The organism is Dyella humicola (assembly GCF_026283945.1).
Lineage (GTDB): Bacteria > Pseudomonadota > Gammaproteobacteria > Xanthomonadales > Rhodanobacteraceae > Dyella > Dyella humicola.
The window spans coordinates 2,737,933-2,752,638 of sequence record NZ_JAPDPC010000001.1 but is presented as its reverse complement, the minus strand read 5'-3'; the positions used below and the strand labels follow the sequence as shown (position 1 = coordinate 2,752,638).

Here is a 14,706-nt window from a genome sequence, read left to right as displayed (position 1 = left end):
CATTCAACCAAAGTCATTCACATCGGCACTCACGATCAGATACGCACAGCATGGCGGTGGAGCGCGAATGGATATGGGTGGGCAGCAAGGGTGCGGAACTGATAAGCGAGGCACTGCAGCCGGGATGAATTGCCCACGGCCATGGGGGGCGTCGTTGGGCGAAAGTCAGTTGCTCGATACGCAACGCGCCTTTGACAGCGTTGCGGCTGATTACGATGGTCCACGCGGCAACAACGAACTGATCCAGCGCATGCGGGTTTCCCTGTGGGAAACCGTACTCGAGCATATTCCCGCCGGATCAAGCCTGCTCGATCTTGGTTGTGGCACCGGCATCGATGCCATCGAGTTCGCCAGGTGCGGCTACCAGGTGGCCGCCACGGACTGGTCGCCACAGATGGTGGGGCGGACAAAGTCTCGCGCCGCCGCTGCAGGGCTTGAGTCCCAGGTAACGGCTACGCACCTGGGCATACATCAGCTCGATAAGCTCCAGGACGAATTTGACGGCATCTACTCAAACTTCGGACCTTTCAACTGTGTGCCGGATATGCGTTCGATCGCAGCCGAGTGCGCACGATTGCTTCGGCCAAACGGACATCTGGTGTTGTCGGTGATCGGACGGATCTGCCCATGGGAAGTGGTTCACTACACGCTGCGGGGGCGCTTCAGGCGGGCGGCCGTGCGTACCCGGCGGGGGGCGACGGCGGTGGGCATGAACCGGCACACCATCTGGACCTATTACTACCTTCCCCGGGAGTTCTATCGTGCCTTTGCTGAGCACTTCGTGCTGGAGAATTATCGGGCGTTGAGCTTGTTCCTGCCGCCGCCTTACCTGGTGGATTACTACCGCAGCCATCGTCGTTGGTGTGAACGGCTGGGCTGGCTCGACGATCACCTGGGTGCGTTACCGATACTACGCAACATGGGTGATCACTTCCTGATTGTCATGCGTCGGCGTTGAGTCCGTGGACGTCTTGTTGCCCAATGCGAGTACCAGCCTGTGTCACGCGGCCACCATCACGCCCGAAGGTGTCTCTCGCGCGCCGCTGCTGATCCGGCATGGGGAAGTGGGTACATCACTCGCGGCGTGGGGTTATCGAATTGACCTTCGTGATCATCTGATCTTCCCAGGTCTGATCAATGCGCACGACCACCTGCACGTCAACGCGGTACCCCCGTTGCAAGCAGGCGCTCCTTTCCCGAACAGCTATGCGTGGATCGAGGCGTTCCGGGCGCATTTTGACGAGCCTGAGGTCAGCGCTGCGCTGCAGTGGCCCAAGACGCTGAGGCTCCGGCACGGGGCGCTGAAGAACCTGCTCGCCGGCACGACCTGTGTCGCCCACCATGATCCTTGGCAGCAGGCGTTTGATGCGCCGGATTTTCCCGTGGCGCTATTGCGGGACTTCGGGTGGAGCTATGCGCTGGGTTGGCCCGACTATGGTCCGCCGGTGCCGGAGAGCTTCCTCGCCACGCCAGCCGAACGGCCCTGGATGATCCATCTGGCGGAGGGTACGGACGCGACCGCACAGTCGGAATTGGCCACCCTGGACCAGCTCGGGTGCCTGGCGGCCAACAGTGTGTTGATCCATGGCGTGGGTCTGCGGGAGCAGGACATCGCCCGCATCATTGCCGCAAGCGCGGCGGTAGTCTGGTGCCCGACCAGCAATCTGGCGCTACTGGGCAAGACGCTCGATCCGCGACGTCTATGTGCGGCGGGGCGGCTGGCGCTGGGCACCGATTCGCGCTTGAGCGGCGCGCGCGACATGCTGGAGGAAATGCAGTCGGCCATGGCACTGGGTGATCTCGGTCCGGGCCAATTGCTGGCGCTGGCGACCACGCATGCTGCGCGCATTCTGCGCTTGCCGAAGCGCGGCAGCCTTGCGCCTGGTTCGTGGGCGGACATGGTGATCGTCCGGGATCGTGGCGGCGACGAGGCGAACGGCCTTGCCGGCATCCAACGCAGCGAGATTCGCGCCGTCGTGCGAGACGGCGTCCCGCGCATCGCGGACCACGATTTCGTCGAATGGTTTGATGCAGCCGGAGTCGACACGGTACCGGTGATCCTGGACGGCAAGCCGAAACTGCTGGCCAGATCATTAGCCGATCCGGCGCTGATAGCGCTGGAACCCGGGCTTGAGCTTGCCACTGGCAGCCGAGGGCGCGGGATCGACCTTACCGCCGAGGCGCACTGCCGATGACCGACACGCCCCTCCTTGAACCTACCGAGGCTTATGCGCTGTGGGCGCCTCATTATCCGGCGTGCGCGCATAATCCGGTCATGCAGGCCGAAGAACGAGCCATGCTGACCCTGATGCCTGCCGGGCTGGCGGGATACCGCGTGCTCGACGCGGGCTGCGGCAGTGGACGCTATATGTTGCATGTGTTGCGACGTGGCGCGACACGTGTGATTGGCGTGGATCTTTCGCCAGAGATGCTGGATCGTGCGTCTGCTGAGCTAGATGCGCGCCAACCGGGCGCCAAGGTCGAGATCGAGTTGTTGCAGGGCAACTTGGAAGCCCTTCCGCTACCGGACGCCTGGGCGGACCTGACGATCTGTGGCCTGGTCATCGGCCATCTCGAGAGTCTGGAACAATCGCTGGCCGAGCTGCGCCGCGTGACCCGACCCGGCGGCAGGGTGCTCTGCAGCGACGTGCATCCGATCGGGCATGCGCTCGGCTGGCAGCGTGATTTCAAGGCCGGCGGCGAGCGCTACGCCGTGCGGCACACGCAGCACCTGTACAGCCATTGGCATGCGGCCTGCGCGGCGCAGGGGCTGCGCATCGAGCAGGTGCTGGAGCCGAAACTCGACCCGGCTGACATCCCTGCTGACGCACATTTCGACCGCCTGGCGCTCGAGGTTCCCGTCGCCCTGGTGTTCCAACTGAGGCGCGAGCCATGACTACTCGGATTTGCAGGCCCTCGCCATGACCCATGGACCGCGCACACTGCTGATCAATCCCACCATCACGTCGCGTCGTAGCGCGCGCTTTCCGTTGTCTCTCCTGCACCTGTCGGCGGCATTGGAGCGGACCGGCAGCAGTCAGATCGTCGACGGCAACGTCGACCGCAACTTCATCGAGGACAGCTTGCGCGCGATGGAGGTGTCGTCGTTCGACGCGGTCGGCATCAGCGTCATGGGCGGCCCGCAACTTGCGCCGGCCATTGCGGTCTCCACGGCCATTCGCGAGCGCTTTCCGGCGGTGCCGATCGTTTGGGGTGGTTATTTTCCGACGCTCAATACGGATGCGGCGCTGAGCGCGCCATACGTCGACTACGTGGTGCGCGGGCAGGGCGAGGAATCGCTGCCGGAGCTGATTGCTGCCATAGGTGCCAAGGACGACGCGAAGCTCGCGATGATCGGTGGGCTGTCGTGGAAGCACGACGGCGCGATCGTGCACAATCCGAACCGCCGCTTCACGCTGGGTGACACCGAACTCGTGTTGCCCTATGACAAGCTCGGCGACCCTCGGCGATACCTGGCGCGTACCTATCTCGGTCGACGTACCGTCGCGCACCAGGCGGCCACGGGTTGCCGTTTCCGCTGCACGTTCTGCGGCGTGGCCGCGATGTTCGGCGGCACTACCGTGCTGCCCGCGGCGGAGCGGCTGGAACGCGACCTGAGCTATCTCAAGCACGAACTCGGCGCGGACTCGGTCCAGTACTTCGACAACAACTTTTTCGATCGCGAAAAGGACATGGTTCCACTGCTCGAAGTCATGGCCCGATTCGAATTGCCATGGTGGTGCTTCGCCCGCTCGGACGCGCTGCTTAACCTGTCGGAGAGCTCGTGGAAGCTGGTACGCAAGAGCCAGCTGCGGATGGCGTATATCGGTGCGGAGTCACCCAACGGCCAGATGCTCAAGGAAATCCGCAAAGGCACGCGGCCGGATCAGACCGTGGAGGTGGTCGAGCTGTGCCGGCGCCACGGCGTGATTCCCGAACTGTCGTTCATGGTCGCGCCGCCGGAGAATACCGAGGAAGAGACCGAACACACGTTCGAGTTCATTCGCACGCTGAAGCGGATCAATCCGCAGACGGAAGTTGTCATCTACATCTACACGCCGCTGCCCGAGATCAGCAGGCACGAGCAGGATCGCGCCAAGCGTCCCGCCAAGCCGCTGTTCGACCTCAACGGCGAGCCGGTCGTGTTCCCGACGACGCCGGAGGGTTGGGCGCAGCCGCGTTGGGTGGACTACACCTGCCATGCGGATGCGCCCTGGCTTGACGACAGGTTGCGCCAACGCATCGAGGACTTCGTCACCGTGCTGCGCTGCCGCTATCCCACGGTGCAGGACCTGCGTTCGCCGTCCTGGGCCAAGCGCGGCCTGAGCGCCATGGCCGGCTGGCGTTATCGCTACGGTAGGTACAACCGGCCGTGGGAACTGGAGCTGGCCAATCGGCTGGTGCGCCTGCGCATGCCGCAGACATCGGGCCTTTAGGGCAGTGCGGGCCTTGCACGTCGCGCAGCTCAATTTCCTGCCCGCGTCGGAGAGTCTTGCGCCCGCCGAGGTTCTCGACCAATGGCACTCCTTGGTGGATATCGCCGACGTGGTGGCCAGTTCTGGAACCCGGGTTTCGGTGATCCAGGCGGCAGCATGCGAGGAGCAGATCACGCGCAACGGCATCGACTACCACTTCATCGACGTCAGGGGACTGGATGGGGCTAAAACTCGGGGGCGCCGTTTTGCCGGACTGCTCGCCGACCTCAAGGCAGACGTGTTGCATGGGCACAGCCTGGCCTTCGCCGAAGACGCCTTTGCCGTATCGCAGTGCCTGCCGGATCTGCCCATCCTCATGCAGGACCACGCCGATGGGCCGCCGCGCTGGTGGCGGCGGCCGCAGTGGCGGCGCTGGTATGCGGCCATTACCGGCGTCGCCTTCACGGCACCCGAGCTGGCGCGACCGTTCACCCGTCATGGATTGTTCGGGCCGCATGCACGGCTCTTCGCGATTCCCGAATCCAGCACTCGCTTCACCGTGGGCAGCCGCGCCGATGCCCGCGCGGAGACAGGTCTTCACGGCAATCCCTGCGTGCTGTGGGTGGGTCACCTGAGTCCCGGCAAAGAGCCGCTGACTGTGCTTGACGGCGTGGCTCGGGCGGCGCTGCGGCTGCCTGGCCTGCAGCTGTGGTGTGCCTTCGGCAATGCGCCCCTGCTCGACGAAGTGCAAGCCCGCGTCGCGCGCGATCCACAGCTTGCCGGGCGCGTGCACCTGCTGGGCAAAGTTACTCACGCCCAGGTCGAGACCTTGATGCGCGCCGCGGACCTGTTCGTCTCGGGCAGTCTCGCCGAGAGCTGCGGCTATGTCGTGCTGGAGGCGTTGGCCTGCGGCGTAACGCCGGTGATCACGGATATCCCGTCCTTCCGCGCGCTGATCGGCGACAGTCGCGTCGGCCGCTTGTGGCCGTGCAGTGACGCGGTGGGACTGGCCGAGGCGCTGGTCGATGCCGCGGCCAGCAAGCCGTCGCCGGCACAGGTGCGTGCGCACTTCGATGCCACGCTGTCGTTCGCCGCCGTGGGCCGCCAATGGGCTGACGCGTATGCGCAGATCCACGACGACCGGCGACGGAGGGCATCGTGAAGCTGGCGCTGGTGGTACCCGGTGGTGTGGATCGTACCGGCGAGTTTCGCGTGATCCCGGCACTGCTGGCGCTGATCGAGCGGCTGGCGCGGATGCACGACGTGCATGTCTTCGCGTTGCAGCAGGAAGCTGCCGCGGGTTGCTGGGAACTCGCCGGCGCCACCATACACAACATCGGCGACGGCTGGACCAGGCTGCACGCGATCGCGGCGATCCGCACCGAACATCGCCGCGCACCCTTCGATCTGGTGCATGCCATCTTCTCCGGTTCCTGCAGCCTGGTCGCCGTGGCCGCGGCAAAACTGCTGCGGCTGCCGAGCCTGGTGCATGTCGCCGGCGGCGAGCTGGTAGCACTTCACGCGATCGGCTACGGCGGCCGGAGGAAATGGAAGGGGCGGCTGCGCGAAGCGTGGGTGCTGCGCGGCGCTGATGTCATCACGGCGGCCAGCACGCCGATCATCGATTCGCTGCGGGCGCTCGGCCTCGAGGCGCAGCGCGTACCGCTGGGCGTCGACCTGCAGGCATGGCCGCCGCTGGCGCCGCGCCAGCGCAGCGCGAAGCCGGCGCGGCTGATCCACGTCGCCAGCCTCAACCGCGTCAAGGATCAGCTGACACTGTTGCAGGCGTTGGCAGCCCTGGTCGACACGGGGCTGGAATTCGAGATGGACATCGTCGGCGTGGACACGCTGCAGGGCGAGATGCAACGACTGGCTGGCCAGCTTGGACTGGAACGCCACGTGCGGTTTCATGGATTCAAGACGCAGCGCGAACTGCGCCCCATCATGGAGTCGGCCGATCTACTGGTGATGTCTTCGTTGCACGAGGCCGGCCCGCTGGTCCTGCTGGAAGCCGCGGTGGCAGGCGTGCCTGCGGTTGGTACCGCGGTCGGGCATTTCGCGGAGTGGTCGCCCTCGGCGACCCTGGCCGTGCCCGTCAAGGACTGGGATGCGTTGGCGAACGCCATCCGTCGAATGCTTGCCGATGAGGAACTGCGGCTCCGACTGGCCAGGGCAGCGCAGCGGCGCGCGATACTGGAGGACGCCGATTGCACCGTTCAGGCGTTCCAGGCTTTGTATCCTCAGCACACCCCTCTCGCGGCACGGTGAAGCGAGTGCCGGAGCGTTGCACCCGGCGACGATGCGGCGTCCAGCTTGATCGTGATTCACGTCTTTATGTGAACACTCCCAACGCCCGCACCGCGCATCCCGCCGCCGTTCTCCAGACCACGCCTTTGAAAGGTGTGATGCGGGCGGCGCGGAGCAGTGCCGCGAACGCGGCCCCGTGTGACCTTTCCCGCGACAATGCCGCTGCCAGTCCTGCCAGTTGCATCACGCACTGGTGCAGGCATAGCACCCGTACTTCCCGGTCCGTCGTGGCTGCCGCGGCTTTGCGGAATACGCGCTCCTGATCGGCGTAAAGCTCCGCGAGGCGCAAGCGCGCGGTGGTCCTGTCCGGGTGTTCGCGCACCAGGGTCAAGATATCGGGTAACGCGAGGACCTCGCCACGTGCAGCGAGTCGCAGCGCGAAGTCGTAGTCGGAATGAATGGGGATGGTTTCGTCGAACCCGCCGATTTCCTCGATGAGCGATCGCTGCACGAGCATGGTCGGGACCGGTGTCGAGAGCTCGAACCGAAGCAAGGGTTCGAGGATGTATCCGGAAACCGGCGGAGGCAGAAGGTCCGACCGCTCCGGCAGCGATGTCCCCTCCATGTCAATCAGCGAGTACGCCGTGTAGCTCCACCTGCATTCAGGCTGCGCGGCGAGCCGGCGCAGTTGCACTTCCAGTTTTCCGGGCAGCCACAAGTCGTCCGAATCAAGAAATGCCACCCACGGGCTGCGCGCGTGCTTGAGGCCGGCGCTGCGTGCTGAAGTGAGATCGCCGCGGTGCTCCATCCAGAGTGGCCGGATGCGTGGATCATCGATCGCTTCGAGATAACCACGCGTGGCGTCGGTGGAACCGTCGTCGACGACGATGAGTTCCCAGTCACTGAATGATTGGTTGACTACCGAACCAATAGCCTCGCGCAGGAGCGGCAAGCGGTTGTAGGTCGGCAGGACGACCGAAACCACCGGCGTTACTCCCATCGAGCGATCGTTCATGGCTTGTGTCGTCGCGATCATGCGCTTTTGCGGGCCGCGTAAAGTCGAAACCTCGAAGGTTCCCTCCTGCCACGACATGTCGCCACCAGGGGTCGCATGGCCCATTTCAGGCCATACCACGGACGATGCACATCCCAGTGGATCGTTAGCGCGTCTTCCATCCTGCCCAGGCGCTCATCCGTAAGGAATCCAAGCGTGGCGATCGAGTCAGCCGCCGTGCCATGACTTCGCCGGAAGGCCGCGCGACGGTCCGCGAGCATTTGCTCGCCACTTTCGCTCCGGCTGTACCACGGCGTATCGCTGATGATGACCACGCCACCTTTTTTCACGCAGCGCATCGCTTCACGCAGGCTTGCCTCGTAGTCTTCGGCGTAATGAAAGGAGGCGTTGAACACGGCGGCGTCGAACTGTTCGTCCGCGAAGGGGAGATGGCGAATCTCGGCCTGGAAACGCGGAAAGAGTTCCGGCAGGCGTGTCCGGTAATGCCGGGCCGCTCCCAGTCCGTCGCTGTCATTGGCGAGCAGGTCCACCGCACAAGGTCGATACCCGGCCAGTGCCAGGCGAAAGCTCATCCAGCCATTGCCCGCGCCGAGGTCCAGAATCCGGTTGCCGCGATCGGCGCCATCCAGCAGATGCCGGGCCAGGTAATCGTAGCTGCGGGCCCTGATCCGCCATTGCTCGCGATGCCTTCCTGACGTATCCCGGTAGGGAAGACTGAGATAGAAGTCTTCGCTTTCGCTGCCGCGACCCTCCGACTCCCTTATTCGCTCATAATCTTCCATGAACCGGGCATAGTGCGCGTGCGACTCCGGCGTCAGGGCGTGCGCGATGCCGTCGTCTATCTCGATGGAAAAGGCGCACGCAGGGCAAATCAGTCCGTCAATGCTGGTTTCGCATCGCGGGCAACGCAGTTTGATCCCAGGCAGCAGTGCATCCCTGGCTGCCATGCAGGCGTGCAGCGTGCCCATCGCTCATCGCTCTCCCACTGCGTACCGAATGATTTCGGGGCTGGTCGCCGTCGCCGGTGTTTCCAACGCCGCGCGCACCACGTACAGGGTGTCCAACCGCGGCACCGGCCGGGTGAGCCAGGTCAGGATGCGATGACCATGTTTCGAGGTGACCCAGCTTTGACCCTGCAGCCATAGCTGTGTTCGTGCCATGTCGGCACGTTCCTGGATGGCTTCTTCGGATGGCCTGAGGCGATTCCTGACGTAGCGCCCCGCTTCGCTTATTGAGCGGGACCACTCGATGCCGGGGAGTGCGTGGAGCCACAGGTCCGAGCACGAAACCTGGGTGAGGGTCTGGCGGCGCGACATCGTCCGCAGCAAGGGAGGGCAGTAGCGCTCGAGGCGGGCAATGACGTCTTCGGGAACCGCGCGCTTGTAGTAGCGCGCAACCAGGCGCAGTGGCGGCAGCGCCCACCATCGAGAGTCGGCGGCATGCTCACCGCACAACACGCTCCAGTCGGTTGTGGACATGTGTGCCGATAGCAACGCGATGTCGTTCAAATGCAGTAGGCGCAGGCTGCGGTTGCAGATGTTGCCAGCCGCGTGCAACAACAGGTGGCTCATCAAGGCACCGCGCGACGGATACGCATTCAAACCAGCCTGAGGACGCCGCGGATAAATTTTCTCGGTGATATCGACGAGAGAAATCGGTAACCGTTCCTGGATGCGGGTATGCAGTTCGATGGTGACCGGGGTATCGCGGTGCTCGCCCAGCCCTGCATATGGCTTGCCTGTCGTGGGCTTGAATACCCGGTGCTTCCACACCACGAACGACTCTACATATCCCATCTCCAGCAGCAGTCTGGTCGCCAGCTCGGCGTCGTCTTCGCGGACGAGTAGGTCGATGTCGGCCATCGGCCGGTCGCCTGGCACATAGAGCCCCAAGGCATGCAGCGCGGAACCCTTCAGGGGGACGAGGGCCAGCCCAACGGCGCGCGCGTCGGCGTCGAGGCGCTTCAGCAGTCCCTCGATGCGTTGGTGGCGAAGTTCGACGTGCTCGCGTTGACTCGTCAGAAATTGGCGCCACTCCGGGTTCTTCCAGGTGGAGAGCCGGCAGAGTAGCGGCGATACGCCGTGCACGGCCGCCGCCGCCGATGCCAATCGCCACTCAAGATCGGTCCATTCAGGCGTCGTGGTACCCGGCCGTGCCAGTTCCTCGGCCAGCGCCTCGGTGGTGCGGCGCAGGCCGGCCCTAACGGTTTTGAGCGGAGGTAGCATGTCGCGGCGGCTCCACATTGCCTGGCGTCGTCGAAGGGGGCACGGCGTCCTGGGTACGGTGCGCCTGCTCGCAGGCGATCAGCGCATCCCAACGTGCATCGAGCGCAACCCGGGCCTGGTTGTGAGGCGGGTGTTCGAGCGGCTGCGACTGCTGGAGGACGACTTGCTCATGCAGCAGGTCACGAACCTGACGGTAGAAGTCCGAGTCATAGGCGCCGCGAAACATCATGGCGAGGTCTCCACTGTCCTGCCAATGCGTTTTCTCGCCCAGCTGCGATTTGACCTTCTCATAGAATTTCGTCCCCGGCAGCGGATAGGAGACGCTGACGCCGATGTCGTCCGGAGCGGCTTGGGTGATCAGTTCGCGGGTCGCCAGCAGATTGGCCAGCTGTTCGCCCAGATAGCCCAGTTGAATGAAGAAGCCCACGCGGATGCCATGCGCGCCCAGCCGGGTGCGAGCTGCAATAAGATCCTCCACCTTGGTGCCCTTGTTCATGGCATCCAATACCTGTTGGCTGCCGCTTTCCGCACCGATCCAGGCTTCGCTACACCCAGCCAGCTTCAGCGCAGCAGCCATCCGCTCGCTGATCAGGTCGGCGCGGGTCTGGATGGTGAAAGGGACGGAACCGTCGGCGGCGCTCAGGTGCGCACCGAACTCCGTCACCCAGTCGACGTGGAAGCCGAAGATGTCGTCCGCCAGCCAGACGTGATCGGGCTTGAACGTCTGTTTCAGGTAAGTCATCTCCGCTGCGACGTCCTGGGCAGTGCGCTGGTTGTAGTGGTTGCCCCAGATCGGCTTGGCGCACCAGTTGCAGCGGAACGGGCAGCCCCGCGACGCCGCCATGTTGAGGCTGAAGTGGCCATGGCGTTCGCGCCACATCGTCCGATAGCGTTCGATGTCGACCAGGTCCCAGGCGGGGCGGCCTATTATTCGTGGATCCGGCGGCATCACGCCGACTCGCGTCAGTTGCGTTTGTCCGTTCATCAGCGTTGCGACACCGGCGATGCCGGATACCCAGCCCTGCGTGTCGATATCCGCATCCCGTTCCAGCCGTCCGATCAATTCGATCAGCGCCGCGATGCCTTCGCCGATCAGCACGGCATGGGCGCCCGCCGCGAGAAAGGCATCCGGGTGGTCGGAAGCGTCGGAGCCAGCGACGATCACGCGCGCACCGCCGGCGCGTGCCTCGGCGATCATCTGGCACGCCGCCTCGCGCATGCGGCCGAGACACATCTTGGTCAGGTAGTTGAAGTTGTCTTCGTAGATCACCACCACGTCCGGTCGTGCGAACTGCAGAGACGCCTGGTAGTCCTCGACGCCATCGGCCAGCATCGCATCGAACAGGGTGATGGCGTGCCCCATCTCCCTCAGCAGCGCGGCGACCTGGATCGTGGCGAGTGGCGGATAGGGCTTGCCGCGCTCCCACTGTTTCGGGTCGTATCCCAAAAAGTAGGAGTGGCCAACCTGGATATTCAGCATCGCAAAGAGTCTCGTAAGCCGTGGGCAAGCTGCGGCAGCGCATGGGCGTCGGGCCGGCGTGCCGGCTCCAACGATCATCGTTGACTAGGCGTGAGTGCCCCGGCGTGCGGCTTCGGTTGCCTCATGCGGCAAAGTATTCGGACGTCGCGCGCCGCCTATCGCCGTCTACGTGCAGCGACACCGTTCCGGCGAACCGGTGCCGCCTGCGACGCCGTCGCAACCTTTTCCCGCCAGGGCGGTACTTACTGGCCAGCATTCGTATCCGCGCAGTACGGCGCCCGGCAATCAGACGGCAGAAACTTTTGATCGACGACGATGGCCCTGTCCTCTGCGCCGACGTTCAAGACGCCGGCGCGGACCCTTTTTGCGAACGGCCCGCCGACCACCGCTACTCGGTGCGCCGGAAGGTCCTGGGCGGATGCTTCCGCTTCGAAAGCACCAGCGAGGCGCTGTTGGATCTGGTCGAGGCCGCTTACGCCGGCCTGCCGTCACACCAGTTGCTGATAGGCGCACCGGAGTTTCGCATCGAGCTGCGCCTGCTGCCGAGCCAGGTTTTGCCGCATGCCGTCGAACCGCCACCGGTGCGTGTGCAATCCGGTGCAGGTCTGCTCTGCGGCGTGATGGATGCGTCCAACTATGTGGTCTTGGCGCCCGAACAGCATCGCGCCCTCATCGTGGCCTCGGAGGACATGCTCGGTCATCCGTACCATCTGCGTTACGAGCTCATCGAATTTGCCGTCTTCACTTTGGCGACGCGCGGACTGGGCCTGGTGCCCTTGCATGGCGCCTGCGTCGGCCAGCACGGGCGCGGCGTCCTGTTGCTGGGAGCCAGCGGTTCGGGCAAGTCGACGCTCGCCTTGCACTGCCTGCTGCAGGGCCTGGACTTTCTTGCCGAAGATGCTGTGTTCGTGCAGCCCGAAAGCCTGCTCGCCACGGGCGTCGCCAATTACTTGCACGTGCAGGCCGATGCGCTGCGCTTCGTCGACGATGACGCAGCCACGCGCTGGATCAGCCGGGCGCCCATCATTCGTCGCCGCAGTGGCGTCGAGAAATTTGAAGCCGATTTGCGACAGGGCCATGGGCGGCTCGCGGCGGTTCCGCTGGAGCTGGTCGGCGCGGTGTTCGTTTCCGGCCAACCGGCCGATGATCCCGATGCCCTGTTGAGCATTATTCCTCAGGGCGACATTGCTGTACGGCTGCGCGCCGATCAGGCCTATGCGTCCGGACAACCGGGCTGGCATCGTTTTGAACAGCGAATGATGCAGCTGGGCGTTTATGAACTGCGCCGCGGACATCATCCGCGGGATTCTGTCGATGCACTGCGCCAACTTCTCGACTGATGCCGCCGATCGCATCCGACGGCACACTGGGAGCGGCTTCGCGCAACCTTTTCCCGTGCTGGCCGCACTTACCGACATGGCAAAGCATGTCCGGAGTAGCGCCGTTCTGACTCACCACGAAGTGCCAACGAAACCGCGGCCGATGCTGTCGGCCAGCGGCGCGGGCCCGTAAAGATGTCGGGCGAGCCGTCGCCAGCACCTGATCGAGTCCACGACCTGCTGCGTTCGCTTGTGCGTACGCTTACACACGCCGAGCTGGCTGAAACAGCGGCGTATGTGGTGCTGTCGCTGGGGGTAGCGTTTACCGGCAGTCTCGCCACGGTGCTGCTGGTGCCGCTGGTCCAGCCGGGACACACGCTGCCGTTTGGCAGTGTGTTGTTCGACGCAGGCCGCAGCGTCGAAATGCAGGCTGCCATCTTCGCCGCCGCGATGGTTACCTTCGCTCTGTTGCGTTGGCAGACAGCGCGCTTGGGAGCGCGCCTGGTAGGTCGTTACGGCATGAGCCTGCGCCGCCGAGTGCATGCGCGCGTGGTCGACGCTCCGTTGAGCTCGCTGGCGGATTCGACGTCCGCGGAAATCGCCAATGTCCTCATCCATAACGTCGAGCTGATCGTGCAGGGTTTCAACGCCCTGCAGCAATTGCTGATCGCCGGTGTCACTGCTGCCGTCAGTATCGGTTTCGCGTTCTGGGTATCGCCACCCTTGATGCTGGCGGCGCCGCTGCTCGCAGGTCTTGGACTGCTGGCGTCACGTGCCTATGGGCGTGAGCAATCGCTGGTCAGTCGCCAGTACGTCGTGGACATGACGCGATTGTTCTGGCATAGCGAGGATTTTCCGCGGCGCCTGCGCCACATCCGCTCGTTCGGCAAGGAGGACGTGGAGAAGGAAAGCTACGGCGCCATTTCAGCCAGGCTGTGCCATGGCTATCGGCGTCAACTGGAGCTGCTGGCTTCCGGGCGGCTGGTGCTGGAGCTGCTGGCGGCGGCGGGAATCGCTGCGCTGTTCGTGCTGGCCCATCGCTGGCGCGGCATCGACCAGGCGTCGCTGATTGCGGTGTGCCTGTTGCTGGGGCGCCTGCTGCCCTATCTGATGTCGACCCGGCAGAGTTTTCAGCAGCTGCGTTCGGCCGCGCCGGCCTTCGAATTGTGGCAGCGCTACATGCATCTGGATTCGGCCCGGCCATCCGCGGCACCATCGCATGCGACGACTTCCGCTGGCGCGCTGCATATCGAGCGGATGCGGCTGATGCCACCAGCCTGCGGTCTTGACGTCGGCGACCTGGTTCTGGTGCCCGGCGAGCTGACCTTGATTTCGGGTGACTCCGGCATCGGCAAGAGCAGCCTGGTCGATGTTCTGGCGGGCATGATGGCGCCGGTGACTTTTGCGGCACGCGCCGGCGAACGGCCGATCGACTTTGAGGAGTACTGCGAACGGGTGCGGCATGGTGCCTATGTCAGCCAGAACGTGCGGCCGTGGCAGCATTCCGTGCGCGAGTGCCTACTGTGGGCTGCGCCCGAAGCCACTGACGAGATGTTGCGCAGCGCGCTGCGGGACGTGGGACTGGACAAGCGATTGGCGAGTTCAAAGCACGGACTCGACACGGCACTGTACAACTCGTCGAGCCGGCTTTCCGGAGGCGAGCTGCAGCGCCTGCTGCTGGCCCAGGTCATCCTGCGGCAGCCCTTCCTGGCCTTGTTGGACGAGGCGACGAGCGCGCTCGACGCCGCTGCTGAGATAGCAGTTCTTTCCGCGGTAAAGTCGCGACTGCGGCAAACGGTCCTGATCGTCGTATCCCATCGGAGTGGCGTGGCGGCCATCGCAGACCAGTGTCTGACCATCGGCAACGACCTTGTTACGATGGTGAAGGGGCAGCGTGATCCGTCGCCTAGGGAGGCTTCGTTTGGCGTTTCGAACCGCGCGAAGTCCTAGTCGCCGAAGACCTCTGCTTGCGGGGCCAGGCCTGGCTTCGGTGGGCGGCCTACGC

At 64.5% G+C, this 14,706-nt stretch carries 12 protein-coding genes; 8 read left to right on the top strand and 4 right to left on the bottom strand.

What is annotated here, in order from left to right:
• Positions 1–154 precede the first annotated feature (154 nt).
• From OUZ30_RS12225 to OUZ30_RS12200, 6 genes are read left to right on the top strand one after another with little or no spacing between them, the layout of a single operon-like run.
• Positions 155–958 carry a class I SAM-dependent methyltransferase gene (locus OUZ30_RS12225; RefSeq protein ID WP_425601497.1) on the top strand — a complete coding sequence of 268 codons (804 nt, stop codon included), beginning with the start codon at positions 155–157 and terminating at the stop codon, positions 956–958.
• A gap of 16 nt (positions 959–974) precedes the next feature.
• Positions 975–2,195, top strand: a complete 1,221-nt coding sequence (locus OUZ30_RS12220; protein ID WP_266183164.1) for an amidohydrolase family protein — start codon at positions 975–977, stop codon at positions 2,193–2,195.
• Positions 2,192–2,896 carry a class I SAM-dependent methyltransferase gene (locus OUZ30_RS12215; protein WP_266182587.1) on the top strand — a complete coding sequence of 235 codons (705 nt, stop codon included), beginning with the start codon at positions 2,192–2,194 and terminating at the stop codon, positions 2,894–2,896. The genes OUZ30_RS12220 and OUZ30_RS12215 overlap by 4 nt, the downstream gene beginning before the upstream one ends.
• Positions 2,897–2,921: 25 nt before the next feature.
• Positions 2,922–4,436: a B12-binding domain-containing radical SAM protein gene (locus OUZ30_RS12210; protein ID WP_266182586.1), complete on the top strand. Its 1,515-nt coding sequence runs from the start codon at positions 2,922–2,924 to the stop codon at positions 4,434–4,436.
• Positions 4,437–4,449: 13 nt separating this feature from the next.
• A complete protein-coding gene (locus tag OUZ30_RS12205; protein ID WP_266182585.1) occupies positions 4,450–5,577 on the top strand; it encodes a glycosyltransferase family 4 protein in 1,128 nt (375 codons plus the stop codon).
• Positions 5,574–6,683 carry a glycosyltransferase family 4 protein gene (locus OUZ30_RS12200; RefSeq protein WP_266182584.1) on the top strand — a complete coding sequence of 370 codons (1,110 nt, stop codon included), beginning with the start codon at positions 5,574–5,576 and terminating at the stop codon, positions 6,681–6,683. Before OUZ30_RS12205 ends, OUZ30_RS12200 begins: the two co-directional genes overlap by 4 nt.
• Positions 6,684–6,747: 64 nt before the next feature.
• Here the strand turns inward: OUZ30_RS12200 and OUZ30_RS12195 are convergent, their stop codons facing one another.
• From OUZ30_RS12195 to OUZ30_RS12180, 4 genes are read right to left on the bottom strand one after another with little or no spacing between them, the layout of a single operon-like run.
• Positions 6,748–7,755: a glycosyltransferase family 2 protein gene (locus OUZ30_RS12195; protein ID WP_266182583.1), complete on the bottom strand. Its 1,008-nt coding sequence runs from the start codon at positions 7,753–7,755 to the stop codon at positions 6,748–6,750.
• Positions 7,695–8,645, bottom strand: coding sequence for a class I SAM-dependent methyltransferase (locus tag OUZ30_RS12190; RefSeq protein WP_266182582.1), 951 nt, complete (start codon positions 8,643–8,645; stop codon positions 7,695–7,697). The genes OUZ30_RS12195 and OUZ30_RS12190 overlap by 61 nt, the downstream gene beginning before the upstream one ends.
• 3 nt (positions 8,646–8,648) lie before the next feature.
• Positions 8,649–9,902 (bottom strand): nucleotidyltransferase family protein, encoded by a 1,254-nt coding sequence (locus OUZ30_RS12185; RefSeq protein WP_266182581.1) that lies wholly within the window; start codon positions 9,900–9,902, stop codon positions 8,649–8,651.
• Complete coding sequence (locus OUZ30_RS12180) at positions 9,877–11,382, bottom strand: B12-binding domain-containing radical SAM protein (protein WP_266182580.1); 1,506 nt, start codon at positions 11,380–11,382, stop codon at positions 9,877–9,879. Before OUZ30_RS12180 ends, OUZ30_RS12185 begins: the two co-directional genes overlap by 26 nt.
• 302 nt (positions 11,383–11,684) lie before the next feature.
• Between OUZ30_RS12180 and OUZ30_RS12175 the strand changes: the two genes are divergently transcribed.
• Both OUZ30_RS12175 and OUZ30_RS12170 read left to right on the top strand, forming a co-directional pair.
• The gene (locus OUZ30_RS12175; protein WP_266183163.1) at positions 11,685–12,722 is read left to right on the top strand and encodes a phosphoenolpyruvate carboxykinase (ATP); all 1,038 of its coding nucleotides are present in this window, start codon (positions 11,685–11,687) and stop codon (positions 12,720–12,722) included.
• A 174-nt stretch (positions 12,723–12,896) separates the two neighbouring features.
• Positions 12,897–14,651 carry an ATP-binding cassette domain-containing protein gene (locus OUZ30_RS12170; RefSeq protein ID WP_266182579.1) on the top strand — a complete coding sequence of 585 codons (1,755 nt, stop codon included), beginning with the start codon at positions 12,897–12,899 and terminating at the stop codon, positions 14,649–14,651.
• Positions 14,652–14,706: the final 55 nt, after the last annotated feature.

Coding starts and splice junctions, on each gene's coding strand:
- OUZ30_RS12215 (WP_266182587.1), top strand. CDS start 2,192: ATGACCGACACGCCCCTCCTTGAACCTACCGAGGCTTATGCGCTGTGG.
- OUZ30_RS12210 (WP_266182586.1), top strand. CDS start 2,922: ATGACCCATGGACCGCGCACACTGCTGATCAATCCCACCATCACGTCG.
- OUZ30_RS12195 (WP_266182583.1), bottom strand. CDS start 7,755: ATGTCGTGGCAGGAGGGAACCTTCGAGGTTTCGACTTTACGCGGCCCG.
- OUZ30_RS12190 (WP_266182582.1), bottom strand. CDS start 8,645: ATGGGCACGCTGCACGCCTGCATGGCAGCCAGGGATGCACTGCTGCCT.
- OUZ30_RS12185 (WP_266182581.1), bottom strand. CDS start 9,902: ATGCTACCTCCGCTCAAAACCGTTAGGGCCGGCCTGCGCCGCACCACC.
- OUZ30_RS12180 (WP_266182580.1), bottom strand. CDS start 11,382: ATGCTGAATATCCAGGTTGGCCACTCCTACTTTTTGGGATACGACCCG.
- OUZ30_RS12170 (WP_266182579.1), top strand. CDS start 12,897: ATGTCGGGCGAGCCGTCGCCAGCACCTGATCGAGTCCACGACCTGCTG.